The 14039-nt window shown below is 54.9% G+C and carries 16 protein-coding genes; 12 read left to right on the forward strand and 4 right to left on the reverse strand.

The window, feature by feature from the left end; genetic code table 11:
* Nucleotides 1–4 precede the first annotated feature (4 nt).
* The 7 genes from ruvB to GT003_RS32965 all read left to right on the forward strand — a co-directional run bounded on the left by ruvB (nt 5) and on the right by GT003_RS32965 (nt 6609).
* Complete coding sequence (gene ruvB / locus GT003_RS02665) at nt 5–1060, forward strand: Holliday junction branch migration DNA helicase RuvB (protein ID WP_161694092.1); 1056 nt, start codon at nt 5–7, stop codon at nt 1058–1060.
* Nucleotides 1060–1506 carry a thiol-disulfide oxidoreductase DCC family protein gene (locus GT003_RS02670; RefSeq protein ID WP_161694094.1) on the forward strand — a complete coding sequence of 149 codons (447 nt, stop codon included), beginning with the start codon at nt 1060–1062 and terminating at the stop codon, nt 1504–1506. The genes ruvB and GT003_RS02670 overlap by 1 nt, the downstream gene beginning before the upstream one ends.
* A 59-nt stretch (nt 1507–1565) precedes the next feature.
* A complete protein-coding gene (locus GT003_RS02675) occupies nt 1566–3737 on the forward strand; it encodes a SpoIID/LytB domain-containing protein (RefSeq protein WP_338045859.1) in 2172 nt (723 codons plus the stop codon).
* A gap of 10 nt (nt 3738–3747) precedes the next feature.
* Nucleotides 3748–4794, forward strand: a complete 1047-nt coding sequence (gene queA, locus GT003_RS02680; RefSeq protein WP_161694095.1) for a tRNA preQ1(34) S-adenosylmethionine ribosyltransferase-isomerase QueA — start codon at nt 3748–3750, stop codon at nt 4792–4794.
* A 20-nt stretch (nt 4795–4814) separates the two neighbouring features.
* Entirely contained in the window at nt 4815–5954 is a 1140-nt protein-coding gene (gene tgt / locus GT003_RS02685) for a tRNA guanosine(34) transglycosylase Tgt (protein WP_204798880.1), read from the forward strand.
* 18 nt (nt 5955–5972) lie between these two features.
* Entirely contained in the window at nt 5973–6296 is a 324-nt protein-coding gene (gene yajC / locus GT003_RS02690) for a preprotein translocase subunit YajC (protein WP_161694097.1), read from the forward strand.
* A 94-nt stretch (nt 6297–6390) separates the two neighbouring features.
* A complete protein-coding gene (locus tag GT003_RS32965; RefSeq protein ID WP_338045858.1) occupies nt 6391–6609 on the forward strand; it encodes a DUF421 domain-containing protein in 219 nt (72 codons plus the stop codon).
* Nucleotides 6610–6668: 59 nt separating this feature from the next.
* On the opposite strand, the gene GT003_RS33105 is transcribed toward GT003_RS32965, so the two are convergent.
* A complete protein-coding gene (locus GT003_RS33105; protein WP_420831397.1) occupies nt 6669–6797 on the reverse strand; it encodes a hypothetical protein in 129 nt (42 codons plus the stop codon).
* A gap of 71 nt (nt 6798–6868) precedes the next feature.
* Here GT003_RS33105 and GT003_RS32975 point away from each other — a divergent pair, with 71 nt between their 5' ends.
* Nucleotides 6869–6964, forward strand: a complete 96-nt coding sequence (locus tag GT003_RS32975) for a hypothetical protein (RefSeq protein WP_346266552.1) — start codon at nt 6869–6871, stop codon at nt 6962–6964.
* A 73-nt stretch (nt 6965–7037) separates the two neighbouring features.
* Here the strand turns inward: GT003_RS32975 and GT003_RS02700 are convergent, their stop codons facing one another.
* Both GT003_RS02700 and GT003_RS02705 read right to left on the reverse strand, forming a co-directional pair.
* A complete protein-coding gene (locus GT003_RS02700) occupies nt 7038–7898 on the reverse strand; it encodes a phosphatase PAP2 family protein (protein WP_161694099.1) in 861 nt (286 codons plus the stop codon).
* A 111-nt stretch (nt 7899–8009) separates the two neighbouring features.
* Nucleotides 8010–8411, reverse strand: a complete 402-nt coding sequence (locus GT003_RS02705) for a TIGR04086 family membrane protein (protein WP_170312096.1) — start codon at nt 8409–8411, stop codon at nt 8010–8012.
* Between the two features lie 390 nt (nt 8412–8801).
* Here GT003_RS02705 and GT003_RS02710 point away from each other — a divergent pair, with 390 nt between their 5' ends.
* Nucleotides 8802–9590 carry a YetF domain-containing protein gene (locus GT003_RS02710; RefSeq protein ID WP_161694101.1) on the forward strand — a complete coding sequence of 263 codons (789 nt, stop codon included), beginning with the start codon at nt 8802–8804 and terminating at the stop codon, nt 9588–9590.
* A gap of 61 nt (nt 9591–9651) precedes the next feature.
* Here GT003_RS02710 and GT003_RS02715 read toward each other — a convergent pair whose 3' ends face one another.
* Entirely contained in the window at nt 9652–11277 is a 1626-nt protein-coding gene (locus tag GT003_RS02715; RefSeq protein WP_161694103.1) for a putative polysaccharide biosynthesis protein, read from the reverse strand.
* Nucleotides 11278–11443: 166 nt separating this feature from the next.
* On the opposite strand from GT003_RS02715, the gene GT003_RS02720 reads away from it, so the two are divergent.
* The 3 genes from GT003_RS02720 to secF all read left to right on the forward strand — a co-directional run bounded on the left by GT003_RS02720 (nt 11444) and on the right by secF (nt 13980).
* Nucleotides 11444–11704 (forward strand): post-transcriptional regulator, encoded by a 261-nt coding sequence (locus GT003_RS02720; protein ID WP_161694105.1) that lies wholly within the window; start codon nt 11444–11446, stop codon nt 11702–11704.
* Nucleotides 11705–11792: 88 nt separating this feature from the next.
* On the forward strand, nt 11793–13058 hold the full coding sequence (secD, locus tag GT003_RS02725; RefSeq protein WP_161694107.1) for a protein translocase subunit SecD: 1266 nt from the start codon (nt 11793–11795) through the stop codon (nt 13056–13058).
* The gene (gene secF, locus GT003_RS02730) at nt 13048–13980 is read left to right on the forward strand and encodes a protein translocase subunit SecF (RefSeq protein ID WP_338045856.1); all 933 of its coding nucleotides are present in this window, start codon (nt 13048–13050) and stop codon (nt 13978–13980) included. Before secD ends, secF begins: the two co-directional genes overlap by 11 nt.
* Nucleotides 13981–14039: the final 59 nt, after the last annotated feature.

The raw sequence follows: 14039 nt of genomic DNA on the forward strand, positions 1-14039 counted from the left end.
GTGAATGGACGAGAGGATTATTTCCGCCAACCTCATGATGGAAGATCAAGCGGTGGAGCTTAGCTTGCGTCCCCGCTATTTGTCCGAATATATCGGCCAGTCGCAAGTGAAAGACAATCTGAAAGTGTTTATCGAAGCGGCGAAGCTGCGCAAAGAGGCGCTGGACCACGTGCTGCTTTACGGACCGCCCGGACTTGGCAAGACGACGCTGTCGAACATTATCGCGAACGAGCTCGGCGTCAATCTGAGGACGACAAGCGGGCCGGCCATCGAGCGGCCGGGCGATTTGGCCGCGCTGTTGACGAACCTGCAGGAAGGCGACGTGCTGTTCATCGACGAGATTCACCGCCTTCACCGCACGGTGGAGGAAGTGCTCTATCCGGCGATGGAGGATTTCGCGCTTGATATTATGATCGGCAAAGGCCCAAGCGCGCGATCGGTTCGGCTTGAGCTGCCGCCGTTCACGCTGATCGGGGCGACGACGCGCGCCGGCTTGCTGTCGGCTCCGCTTCGCGATCGGTTCGGCGTCGTCAGCCGGCTGGAATTTTACACGGTCGACGAACTGGCGTATATCGTCACGCGCGCTTCGGAAATTCTCGGCGTCAGCGTGATCGGCGAAGCGGCGCAGGAAATCGCCATGCGCTCCCGGGGTACGCCGCGGATTGCGAACCGCCTCTTGAAGCGGGTGCGCGATTTCGCGCAGGTGCGCGGGGACGGCATCGTCACGCATGAGCTGGCGCGTTCCGCGCTCGGGCTTATCCAAGTGGATCCGCTCGGGCTCGACAGCATCGATCATAAGATGCTGCGCGCCATGATCACGATTTATCGCGGCGGCCCTGTCGGACTGGATACGATTGCCGCGACGATCGGCGAGGAAGGGCAGACGATCGAGGATGTATACGAGCCGTATCTGATGCAGATTGGTTTCCTGCAGCGGACGCCTCGCGGGCGAATGGTAACCCCGCTTGCTTATCGCCATTTGGGACTGCCCGTTCCCCAAGATAACGCCGGAATAGGCGATGCGGGAGACGTGAAGGAAGAAGGAGGCGGCTTCGTCTAATGGGCTCTAGAAGGAAACAAGCTGAAGAAGAGAGGCGCGAGAAGCTGATCGTACTTTATGACGGTACCTGCAATTTATGTTTAGCCAGCGTTCGCCGTTTGAAAGAGCTTCAGTCGACCGCGATTTTGCGGTTTATTCCCGTTCAGTCTCTCGAGGAAACGTATGAATCGATTCCCGAGCTTTCAGCTGTAACCGAAGAACAGCTTCTGACGAAAATGCATGTGGTGGAAATGGATGGCACGATGCATGCCGGTGCCGCGGGCGTCGTTCGTATTTTGAGAACGGTGCGCGGGCTTCGATGGCTTGCGCCGTTATATAAAGTGCCCGGTCTACGCGGAGCGGCGGATTTTGCTTACCGCTTCATAGCGGGCCGGCGGTATGAATGGTTTGGAAAGACGGACGACAGTTGTCATGACGGCGCATGCGCGCTGCCCAAAAGGGATTAAGCGAGCCGATGCTTACGAAGTAGTTTTGCTGCGCAAAACTTTAAGGAGGACGAATAGCCGTGAATGGCGTAAACGTTCATAACGACGGGAACAGGGGATCGGCTTGGCGACTGCTCGCGATGCCGAATGCTAGACGAACGCTTGCGGTCTTTGGGGCCGGTGTCATCGCATTATCCGTATGGAGTTCGCACCCTACCGAGGGGGCGGCCGTCCCGCAGCTGGACACGATCCGAGTCGGTATTTTCATGAATACGAGCAAGTATGCCTTGAACACGGCGACGGCGACATTCAGCTCAACCGGCGGCATGAAGGTCGGCATGCGGCTGCCTTCTTCCGTCGTTCCGATGTTCGTGTCGGGGAGCGATGAGACGGTTCGGTTCACCATGGACGATTATAAGCCCATTGTGCTGGAGACAACGGACTATCTGGCTGCAACGGCCGTCGTGAAGCGCCTCAAGGCACTTGGCGGATCAGGCATGATGATCGGTTTAAATGATGCACGCGGTAAAGTCTATCAAATCTCGGAGGGCTCGTATGCGACTGCGGCCGCAGCGGGTGCGGCAGGGGACAAATGGCTGAAGGACGGCACGATTGCCGGATATGCCGGCAAGGCCGCGAAAGCCGATTTAATGGGGCCGCTTCATCTTGAATCCGGCATGATCTTCGCTTCCAAGAACGAAGCCGTCGCAGCCGCGCAGAAGCTGGCTGCTTCCGGCATCGAAGCTTATGCGGCGATCAAGCAGTCCGGAACGGCCGCAGGCGTCTACACGGTGCTGCTGGGCTCGGAAAGCGACCAGGCGGCGCTGAGTGCGCTCGGAACGAAAGCGCAGCAAGCCGAGTCGGGCTTATCGCCGACTCCGACGGATCCCAAGTCCTTGTATGTGCTCATCCGCGACGATTACACGACTGCAGAGTCCGTCTCCAAGCCGCCGGCGTCGCTCTATTCCGTACCTCTGACCGGTGCCAAGCTGTGGTTGGAAACGACGGCGGACACGGGCATCAAGCTGGCGGAGCGCTATGGCCGCAGTTACCGCGGCGCGTTCGAAGTGAGCGGGCTCGGCAATCGGATGGCGGTCGTCAACGAAGTGCCGTTCGAGCAATACATATCCGCCGTCGTAGGCGCGGAAATGCCGGCTTCCTGGCCGGCTGAAGCGCTGAAGGCGCAGGCGGTGGCTGCCCGCACGTACGCGCTGTACCAAGGATTTGGCTTTCAGATCGCGCATGTGGTGGATACGACGCTCAGCCAAGCCTACGGCGGCATCGGCTCGGAGAAGGCGGCGACGATCGCGGCCGTCGAAGCGACGCAGGGCGAAGTAGCCATGTATGGCGGGAAAGTCATCAATACCGTCTTCTCCTCCAGCGCTGGCGGTTTCACGGCGGATGCGCAAGAAATCTGGGGCAGCAGCTTCGATTACTTGAAAAGCGTGCAAAGTCCGGACACCTCTTCGGAGAATGGATTGTACAAGTGGTATCGCGTCGTGACGCCCAATAATCTCGTCGGTTATATCCGCGAGGATTTGCTTGAAGACAGCGGACAGAAGTCGGCCGGCGGACAAGCCGTGCTGCGCGTGAAGAGCGCAGGCACGAAGGTTCGCCCGATTCCGCTCGTTCAGGATACCGTGCCGGTGGTGGATACGGTGAACGCAGGAGCGCTAGTCGTTTCCTTAGAGAAAGTGACCCAGTCCAATGAAATGTCATGGGTGCGCGGCACGTATTCCGCCGCGGAGCTGCTGAAGCTCACGCAGGGCAAGCTGAGCAAGCCGATTGCCGGCCCAATCCGCACGCTCGAGATCAGTAAGCAGGGACCTTCCGGACGACCGACGGAAATCACGGCGAACGGACAAGCATTAAGCGTGAAAACGCCGGATGCATTCCGCTCCGCATTCGGAGGACTGCCAAGCACGTTGTTCAAGATCGACGAAACCGCCAGGCTGACCATCGCGGGATCGGGCGGAGCAACGACCGAGAAACCCGCCGACGGCAGTGCGATGTACATTCTTGGCGGAGACGGGAAGAAGCAGGAGCTGACGGCTCCCAACTACTTTATCGTGAACGGCAGCGGTACCGTTCGCGCCGCGACGAAGGAACCCGAATTCCGCTTCGTCGGTTCCGGCAATGGACACGGCGTCGGATTGTCGCAATACGGTGCGCGCGGATTGGCAGGACTTGGGTATGACTACAAATATATTATGCAATACTACTACAAAGACGCGAAGATCGTTAAGGAATGATACCTAACCCATGAATGTAAACGAATTTGATTTTGAACTGCCGGAACGTCTGATTGCACAGACGCCGCTGGCAGACCGTACGTCGTCCAGGCTGCTTACGCTGAACAAAACGACCGGCGAAATCGGTCACCATCTGTTTACGAAGCTGGCTGATCTGCTCCACGAGGGCGATACGCTGATCTTAAACGACACGCGCGTAATGCCTGCCAGGCTGCTGGGAGTTAAGTCCGATACGGGCGCAAAAGTAGAGCTGCTGCTCTTGAAGCAGCTGTCTGGCGACCGTTGGGAGACGCTCGCGAAGCCGGGCAAACGGCTCAGAGTCGGCGCTCAGCTGAGCTTCGGCGCCGACGGCAGCGGCTCGCCGCTGCTGCAGGCCGAGATCGTAGACGTAGGCGAGCAGGGTGCGCGAGTGGTTGAATTCCGCTATGAGGGCATCTTCAACGAACTGCTGGACCGACTTGGCGAGATGCCGCTTCCGCCGTATATCAAAGAGCGATTGAGCGACCGCGAACGTTACCAAACGGTTTACGCGAAGCACGAAGGATCCGCTGCGGCGCCGACGGCAGGGCTTCATTTCACGAAGCCATTTCTCGAGCAGCTCGAGCGTAAAGGCGTTCAAGTCGGCTACATTACGCTGCATGTCGGTTTGGGTACGTTCCGGCCGATGTCGGTCGATACGATCGAAGAGCATACGATGCATGCCGAATATTACGAGCTGAGCGAAGAAACGGCAGCGATGCTGCGCAGCGCGAAGGCAAGGAATGGACGGATCGTCGCAGTCGGAACAACTTCCGCAAGAACGCTTGAAACCGTTGCCGCCCGATTTGCGTATGAAGAGTTACGGGCTTGCAGCGGGTGGACCGATATCTTTATTTTCCCTGGCTATGAGTTCAAGCTGGTCAATGCGCTGCTGACGAATTTCCATCTTCCCAAATCAACGCTGGTCATGCTCGTCAGTGCTTTGGCCGGACGTTCGGCCATCATGCAAGCGTACAAGGAAGCCGTGGAACGCGAGTACCGCTTCTTCAGCTTCGGCGACGCGATGTTTATTTATTAGGAACGCAGAAAGAGGCAGAGATCATAGTGGCAATTACTTACGAATTAATAAAAACCTGCAAGCAGACGGGGGCAAGGCTCGGCCGCGTGCATACACCGCACGGGGTCATCGAAACGCCGGCATTCATGCCGGTCGGAACGCAGGCTACCGTCAAAACGGTCAGTCCCGAAGAATTGAAGACGCTGGACGCGCATATCATCCTGAGCAACACCTATCATTTGTTCGTCCGTCCGGGACACGAAATCGTGCGCAAAGCCGGCGGTCTCCATAAGTTCATGAACTGGGATCGTCCGATTCTGACGGACAGCGGCGGCTTCCAAGTGTTCAGCTTGAGCAATATGCGCAAGATCAAGGAAGAGGGCGTCGAGTTTCGCAACCATTTGAACGGCGACAAGATGTTCATCTCGCCGGAGAAGGCGATGGAGATCCAAAACGCGCTCGGCTCCGACATCATGATGGCGTTCGACGAATGCGCCCCTTACCCTGCCGAGTACGATTACGTGAAGAACTCGCTGGAACGGACGACCCGTTGGGCGGAACGTTGTCTTGCGTCTCACAGCCGCCCGCATGACCAGGCATTGTTCGCCATTGTACAAGGCGGCATGTTCGAGGACCTGCGGCGCCAGAGCGCGGCCGAGTTGACTTCCATGGATTTCCCGGGGTATGCTATTGGAGGTCTTAGCGTCGGAGAACCGAAAGATCTCATGTACAATGTACTGGATTGTACGGTTCCGCTGCTGCCGGCTAACAAGCCCCGCTATCTGATGGGGGTCGGTTCGCCGGATGCGTTGCTCGACGGAGCGATTCGCGGTATTGATATGTTCGATTGCGTACTTCCTACTCGGATCGCGCGCAACGGAACGACGATGACCAGCTCGGGGCGCCTCGTCATCCGCAACGCCAAATTCGCGGACGATTTCGGTCCCCTGGATCCCGAGTGCAGCTGCTATACGTGCACGAACTACTCGCGCGCTTACATCCGCCATCTGATTAAAGCGGACGAGACGTTCGGTATCCGCCTGACAACCATTCATAATTTGCATTTCCTGCTTGAACTGATGAGGAACGTACGGCAAGCGATCATGGAAGACCGGTTGCTTGATTTCCGCAATTCCTTCTTCGACAAGTACGGTTTATTCGAGAACGACAAAGGATTCTAAGGAAAGGGGTGAAATGAAATGGGAGCAGCATCCTTAATTCCGTTTATTCTTATGTTTGCGGTGTTTTATTTCCTTCTGATCCGTCCGCAGCAACGTAAATCCAAGACTCGCAATTCCATGCTGAGCGCGATCAAGAAAGGCGACAAGATCGTCACGATCGGCGGCATGCACGGTACGATCATGGAGCTTACGGACGATATCGTCGTCCTGCGCGTGAACGATTCCACCCGGGTTACGTTCGATCGTAGCGCGATTAACTCGGTGGTTTCCTCCAGCGCCGTCGCGGCTACATCCGCGCCGGTCATGGTGAAGGAAGAGAAAGCCGAAGAAATTAAAGGGTAAGCGGAAGAAACCCGGCAGCGCATGCGCTGCCGGGTTTCTTGTTGTGGTTTCCTTTGCGAGCATGGTTCATAGTTCCAGCATGTTGATAAATATTATGATGACGACACCGGGATCGATATGGAACGAACATATGCATTTATGGCTGGAGATCGTGCTGCGTACGCTGACGGCTGTTCTTTTCTTGTTGCTGCTGACGAAGGTGCTAGGTAAGCGTCAGGTGACGGAATTGTCCGTATTCGAATGCATCACGGGGATTACGATCGGTAATCTCGCGGGCTACGTTTCTTTGGAAGCGAGAATCATTGGTATTTAAGCATGCTTTCGCTCACGACAGACTAACTGATGGAGAGTCTGAGGCGTAAGGATGTCTTCTTAATCGCTGACGTCTAATTTGCCGTCATGGAAGTAAGCGGGGCGATAAACGGTATACGGAAAGAGGAGAATCAGCCGCTCACGCCCAAGATACTTGGCCTTCGCGTACAGCCCGAGCACGAGCCGCAAGCCGTAATTAGCTCCCTAACGGTCAAGCCTCGCTGCTTGCAGCTTTGAAGAAATGCGAAGCCGATAAGGAGATGTACGGTTTGTTGACGACGGACGAGAAGGAGAAACGGCAATACGCCGCCTGTTCGAAGCAGCTGCAGCAGCTGACGATGAGGTGCGGCCGTTAATCTATTATTAAAGCAAAGACCGCAGCCCTAGGCGAGATGCCTGGATGCTGCGGTCTTTTCAATGAAGGGACTCTTATTTTGCGTCTTCCCGCAAATAGCTGACGGGAGCCGGCGGAACAACCGTGCCGCGGCGGCCGCGAAGCGACCATTTTACCGTGCTGAGACGGATGCCCATCAGGGAAGCGAACGTTCCGAGCGCAAGTCCGCCGCACATATCGATGAGCCAGTGAATGCCGAGGTAAAATATCGAAAAGATAATAATCACGGCGCTGATGCAGCAGAGCCAAGCCCAGCGCTTGATTCCGGAACGGACGGCAAGTATGGCGATCGTAACGGAGATCGAGGTATGCAGGCTCGGGAAGCAGTTATCCAGACCCGACAACGCGCGGTATTGATTCTCGAAATCCGGAAATACCTTCAGCATAAGGAAGCTCACGTTCGGATCTTGATGCCAAACTTCGCTAACCGGCAAGAACAAAAAGAACGGAATGGCAATCAAATAATTGAACATGATCGCGAAGCATATCGCGCGAAACATGACTTTGTTTGGATTCAGGTATGTATAAATGCCGACGGAAGCGATAATCAGCGCCTGAAGAACGACGATATACATGAAGGACAAGAACGTCGTCAGCCAATCGGCCTGGAACGTATGCTGCACGTTCGCGACGAAGCTGCCCTCGATGGATTGGAAGAAGCGGGAAAAATCGTACGTTTTCGTAATATGCTTTTCGATGCGCATCTCAAACTTGTTGCAGAGCAGGATGAGTATGAGCGAGAAAAACAGCAGCGCGTATTTGCGGTCAACGATCAATTCTTTAATGAAAAGTCCGCCGATCTTGAAGGGATTCGCTTTCGTCCCGTACCAAATCAGAATGATTACGGTCAAAGTCGTATAGATCGCGACCGTAGTCATGTTGTCAAACAAAGTCATGATTCTTAATATCCCCCTAAGGTGTTTACGTCGTTACGGTCCGATATAGTATAACACATTTTGCAGGGATGATTACAATTTACAAGGTCGTGGAGGATGCTGGGGATAGGGTTAGGACCGTTTCGTATTGACACCGATCATTCCGCCGAAAGAGCCGCAAAGCAGAGTCTCGATCAGCATGGTTAACGTTTTGCCGCTGAAGCCGGTATTGCTGGCCAGAAAGCTGATGAGCAGGACGAGGACTGCGTATGCGACGCCGAGCATACCGCCATAGTACCAGCCGCGTTCGTGCGAGCGCCTGCCCGATACGAAGCCGCCGGCCAATGCGGAACAGCCATGAATGACCAGGCTGTACGTCGGCAGCTCGTTCTCCTGCATGCTGCCCCACCGGAGAAGCACCGACAGCAGCAGCGCTCCCGCGGCCAGCCAAATCGATGCATACAGAATACCCGAAAGCAGCGGTGAGGCCATATGCGCTTTCGGGACGTTTTTCATCGCGTTGATCGGTTTCATTATGGTTCCCTCCTTATTCGTCTTCTTGTCCATTGATTATTACAACATATGGCCGAGCTGGCGGGATTAGTACCTTGTCCAGCTTCATAATGGCGGAAAGGTGGATTTTGTGGATTGTAGCGGTGGATGAATGCTGCATTCCTTGATCGCCAAGCATTCTCGAGGAAGTAGGCGAATGCTGCATTCCCGTCTCGCGACGCGAACCAATCGCCAAGCATTCTCGAGGAAGTAGGGGAATGCTTCATTCCCGTCTCGCGACGCGAACGCAAACCAATCGCCTTAACGCAAACCAATCCGCCTTATTCCCAATAATTCGAATCTTTCCATTCGTATGACACGCAGACCATCCGGTGACAATAGTCGTACCTTTACGCAGGGAGGGCGGTTCTGATGGAATACTGGACGCTGTTATTCCGTACTCTTCTCATCTATTTCGTGGTGTTCTTAATCATGCGGATGATGGGGAAAAGGGAAATCGGCAAGCTGTCGGTCTTCGATTTGGTCATCTCCGTCATGATTGCGGAAATCGCGGTATTCGTGATCGAGGATACGGATCGGCCGATCATGGACGGCATTTTGCCGATGGTGATCCTGCTTGTCATACAGATCGGTATCGCGCTGTTGTCGTTACGATCGCGCAGAATGCGGACGTTGTTCGACGGCGAACCGGCGGTTATCGTCGATCGAGGCAAAATAAACCGGGATGCGATGCGCAAGCAGCGTTACAACCTGGATGATTTGCTGCTGCAATTCCGGGAAAACAAGACGAACATCGCCGATGTGGAGTTTGCGATTTTGGAGACGACGGGCAAGCTGTCCATCGTCCAGAAGGATAAGGGTGAGTCTCAAGAAAATAGTGACGATCGGGATTCCCAAGACGAAAACCAAGCGGGCAATCGCAATACACAGAGCGAAAGCCAATCAAGAAATAATGGGTCGCGTCTGCATAAAACGTTCCCGCGCAACTACAGGTTCGAAAATTTACCGGTGCCATTAATCATGGACGGCGAGATCCAAAAGCATAATTTGGAGAAGCTGGAGAAAGATCGATTTTGGCTGAACAATCAGTTAAAGCAGCGCGGCATCGTCGATGCGAAACAGGTATTTCTGTGCACCATCGATCATCGGGGAGAGCTGTTTATCGATATCAAGCACAGGAAAGGACCTTACAACCGTTAAACAGTCTGCGATTCAACTCGCCTGCTCACTGTCACATGCACCGGCGCCAGCCGGTGTTTTTTCATGTCCGGAACCATCTTCCGATGATCGGAAGCCTCGCCGCATCATGCCGGTCGATGATACGGAGTACGACCATGAGGATTAAATAGACGATGACGCCGGCCAAACAGGCCGAGAACAGATTCTGCCACATGGCGGGCAGCGCCCCAAGATTCATGACCCAGACAGAGGCGGCGCCCATCACGAGCATGGCCGCACCTACTTTAAGAAAATCGAGACCTTTCATGCGAAAACCGGTCAATCGCGCTACGCTGATCCAGTGCAGTCCTGTCACGAGGACGATGTTCACGTTAATGGCGATGAGCGCGCCGTAGATGCCGAGAGAGGGCATAGCAGCAAGTTGTACGATGAGTACGAGCTTCACGACCGCTCCGATAAAAGTGTTCATGAGCGCCGTTGCCGGTTTATCGAGCGCCTGGAGGGCGGCCTGAAGCGGCGCCTGCATGTAGATGAACATGCCGACCGGAGCCATCCATTTGAGCATGGGGGCGATTTCGGCGTGATCGTACAGTACGCGGCAGATCGGCTCTGCAAATAAGAGCATGACGACGACGAACGGGGCGCCGGTGACGAGGCAAAGCCTCATGGATTGATGAAGCCTTTTATGGATCGTTATCCGATCTCCCTTGGCAGCGGCTTCCGATAAGGACGGAACGAGGGAAACGGCAAGCGAATAGGTTAAAGCCGTAGGCAGAAGCAAGATGGGAATAATCATGCCCTGAAGCGCGCCGTATTGCGCCGTTGCGGCGCCGGTGGCAATTCCTGCTACCAGCAAAGCGCGCGCAGTAAGGATGGATTCCAGCAAATAAGAGAAGGAGCCGATCATGCGGCTGGCGGTCACCGGGACAGAGAGGTTGATCAGCCTCCGCATGACGGTGTCGGGGCGCTTCGGCTCGGATTTGGTCAGCCCGTAGGACTTCTTCTTCCCTGCAGGATGGAGCTGCTGCTCGGCTTCATGGCTGTCCGAACCGTCCGCGATCGGAGCCGGTGGCTTCTTGCGGTCCACGGCGAATTGGAGCAGGAGGACGGCGAACCCGGCTACCTCCCCGGCCACAACGCCAAGCATGGCGCCCGCCGCGCCCCATTCCAAGCCGTAGGGCAGCAGCCACTTCGCGAACAACAAAGCGAATATGATTCGGATGATCGTCTCCATCGTCTGCGATAACGCGGTCGGGATCATATTGTGTTTGCCTTGGAAATAACCGCGGTAGACGGAGGAGATGCCAATGATAAGCAGCAGCGGGCTCATCATCCGGAACGTTTGGAAAACGCGCGGATCCGTCATCAGATGGGTCGAGATCCAGGGGGTCATCCATACGAACAGGACGGTGAGCACCGCCGAAAGGATGACGGTCAACGACATGGCGGCGCGGAAAATCTGTTTGACGCGGCTGCCGTTCCCCTGCGATTCCGCTTCGGCGATCGATTTGGCGATCGCGAGCGGAATACCGCCCGTTATCAGCGTAAGCAGCACGATCAGAAACGGATAGCCGAGCTGATAAATGCCGACGCCTTCGGCGCCGATGATACGAGGCAGCGCGATGCGGGGCACGAAGGCAAGGATGCGATTGACGATCCCTGCAGCCAGCAGGATCAAGGCTCCTTTTATAAATGTTTGCTTGGTCAATGGGTTCCTCTCCCTCTACCATGAACATGTCCTATCTTCATGCTTATGCGCGGCATGTCCTCTTCCATGCAGTCATTTTTTGGAGAAGGGGGCGTACCGGCAGGAATGTCGACATGGACAGCGAATGTAAAGGGTTGGAGAGACATCTAGGTGAGGGGGTCGTGGGATGGAATATGACGATAGTCCGTTATCGGATGAAGATTGGGTCGCGACCATCGAATATTTATGCAAGAGCAAGGCAGACGAATTCAAGCTGTTCGGCTACGATTACGTTACCGGAGGCGAAGTGTGGCACTGCGTCAGCGAGAAATACGCCAAGACCGGAGAGCCTGCCAGACATCAAGTCGTCAATGACATACTTTCGTTAAAAGTGACGAGATTTATGAACTTTATTACGCTGAGCGCGTATAAAGGGACCCATTTTTAACAAGTGGGCTCTTTTTTTTGACTCGTTTTTGAGCCATCGGTATAATAGGACTATTGAACAGAGCACTTAAGGGGGAACTGAGGGTATTATGAATCGTCGACTGTTAGCGTTTGTACTCATCGTCGTCGTCACGCTTGGCGTCGTTGCAGGCTTGTCCAAGTGGGTCGTGGACGATGTAAAGCTTGGCCTGGATTTGAAAGGCGGATTCGAGATTTTGTACGAAGCCGAGCCGATCGAAGCCGGCGGGACCGTAACCAAGGAATCATTGAATGAAACGGCGAAGAGCCTCGAGGCGCGCGCCAATGCAACCGGCGTTGCCGAGCCGGAAATTACGACCGAAGGAACTAACCGCATCCGTGCCAAAATCGCGGGCGTGACGGACGAAGCCAAAGTAAGGGATGTCCTGAAGAAGCCGACGGAACTGACTTTCCGCAGCACCCGCGGCTGCGCGGCCGATGCCGGATACTGTAAAGTAGAGCTTCACGGCAGCGATTTCAAGCAAAACGGCGCTGACGTGGTTCAAACGAACTTGAATCAATACGAAATCACGATCAAGCTCAAAGACGCGAAGCAATTTGCGGAGGTCACGCGCGAAGTGGCCAAGCTTGCTCCGAATAATCAGCTTGCCATCTTCATGGACGAAGAGCAGATTTCCGCTCCGAACGTCGAACAAGAAATCAATAGTTCCGATGCCGTCATCAACGGCACCTTTACGCGCGATGAAGCAAACGATTTGAGAGACCAAATCAACCTCGGCGCGCTGCCGCTGAAGCTGACCGAGAAATACACGCAGAGCGTAGGCGCTACGCTCGGGAAGCAGTCGCTCGACGAAACCGTCGAAGCGGGCGCGATCGCAACGGTCGTGATCCTGTTATTCATGATGATCTTCTATCGCCTGCCCGGCGTAATCGCCAGCATTTCCATTATCATCTTTATTTGGCTGCTGCTGCTTGGCTTCAATCTCATTCACGCCACGCTGACGCTGCCGGGTATCGCCGCCTTCATTCTCGGTATCGGGATGGCCGTCGACGCCAACATCATTATGGCGGAGCGGATCCGAGAAGAGCTGCGCAGCGGCAAGAGCATCATGTCGTCGCAGAAATCGGGTTCGAAGCATTCCTTCCGGACCATTATCGATGCTCACGTTACGACGGCGATCGCCGCGCTCGTGCTGTTCTTTATCGGCGTGGGTTCGGTTAAAGGCTTTGCCGTCATCCTGCTGCTTAGTATCGTTTTGAGCGTATTAACCAACGTCTTCTTCTCTCGCCTGCTCCTCACGCTTCTTGTCCGCAGCGGTGTGGTCAAGAAGAAAACCAACTTCGGCGTAAAGGAGAGTGAAGTACGTGCACTATAAAGCATTTGATAACGTGTCGGACAAGCGGTTCAGCATTGTCGCCAAAGCCCGTTACTTCTTTATTTTCTCGATCATTATTACGATTCTGGGCATCGCCACGCTTCTCTATCACGGCTTGAACTACGGCGTAGACTTCAAGGCCGGCTCCAGCGTAGACATTTCGTTCCAGAAGGACGTCAGCGGCCAAAAAGCCGCTCTCGAACAGTACTTGAAGGACAATGACTTCGGTACGCCCGGCATGACATTCGGCGCGAAGCGCGTGACGCTTCGTTTCGACGACGTGTTGACGGATACGAAAGAGAAGGCATTAAAGCAAGGCATCGCCGACAAGTTCGACAAAGGCGCGTCCATGGAAGTCAACACCGTTGACGTCGAGATCGCGAAGGAGCTGCAAGGCAACGCGCTCAAAGCCGTGTTGGTCGCCAGCATCGGCATCGTCATCTACGTCAGCATCCGCTTCGAATGGCGCTTCGCGATCGCGGCCATCGTCGCCCTGCTTCACGATGCGTTCATCGTTATCAGTTTGTTCTCGATCTTCAAGCTGGAGGTCAACCTGCCGTTTATCGTGGCGGTTCTGACTATTATCGGTTACTCGATCAACGATACGATCGTTATCTTCGACAGGGTTCGGGAGAATTTGCGGTTCGCCAAGCTGAAGACGAACGACGACATTGCCAATGTCGTTAACGCGAGTATTTGGCAGACGATGTCTCGTTCCATCAATACGGTCATGACCGTTCTCTTCGCCACGGTATGCCTGCTGATCTTCGGAAGCGAATCGATTCGGATGTTCTCGCTGGCGGTCCTATTCGGCTTGATTAGCGGCGCGTATTCCTCGATCTTCATTGCCAGCCCGCTCTGGCTCGCGATGAAACGGAGACAAAAACCAAAAACGAATGTCAAGTCTCCGGCTGCATCGTAGTAAGCTAGATAGTAGAAAGCGGCATTCATTAAAGAAGTACCACGTTACATCATTCAGGA

The organism is Paenibacillus sacheonensis, from assembly GCF_009909195.1.
In the GTDB taxonomy this organism is placed as follows: domain Bacteria; phylum Bacillota; class Bacilli; order Paenibacillales; family Paenibacillaceae; genus Paenibacillus_Z; species Paenibacillus_Z sacheonensis.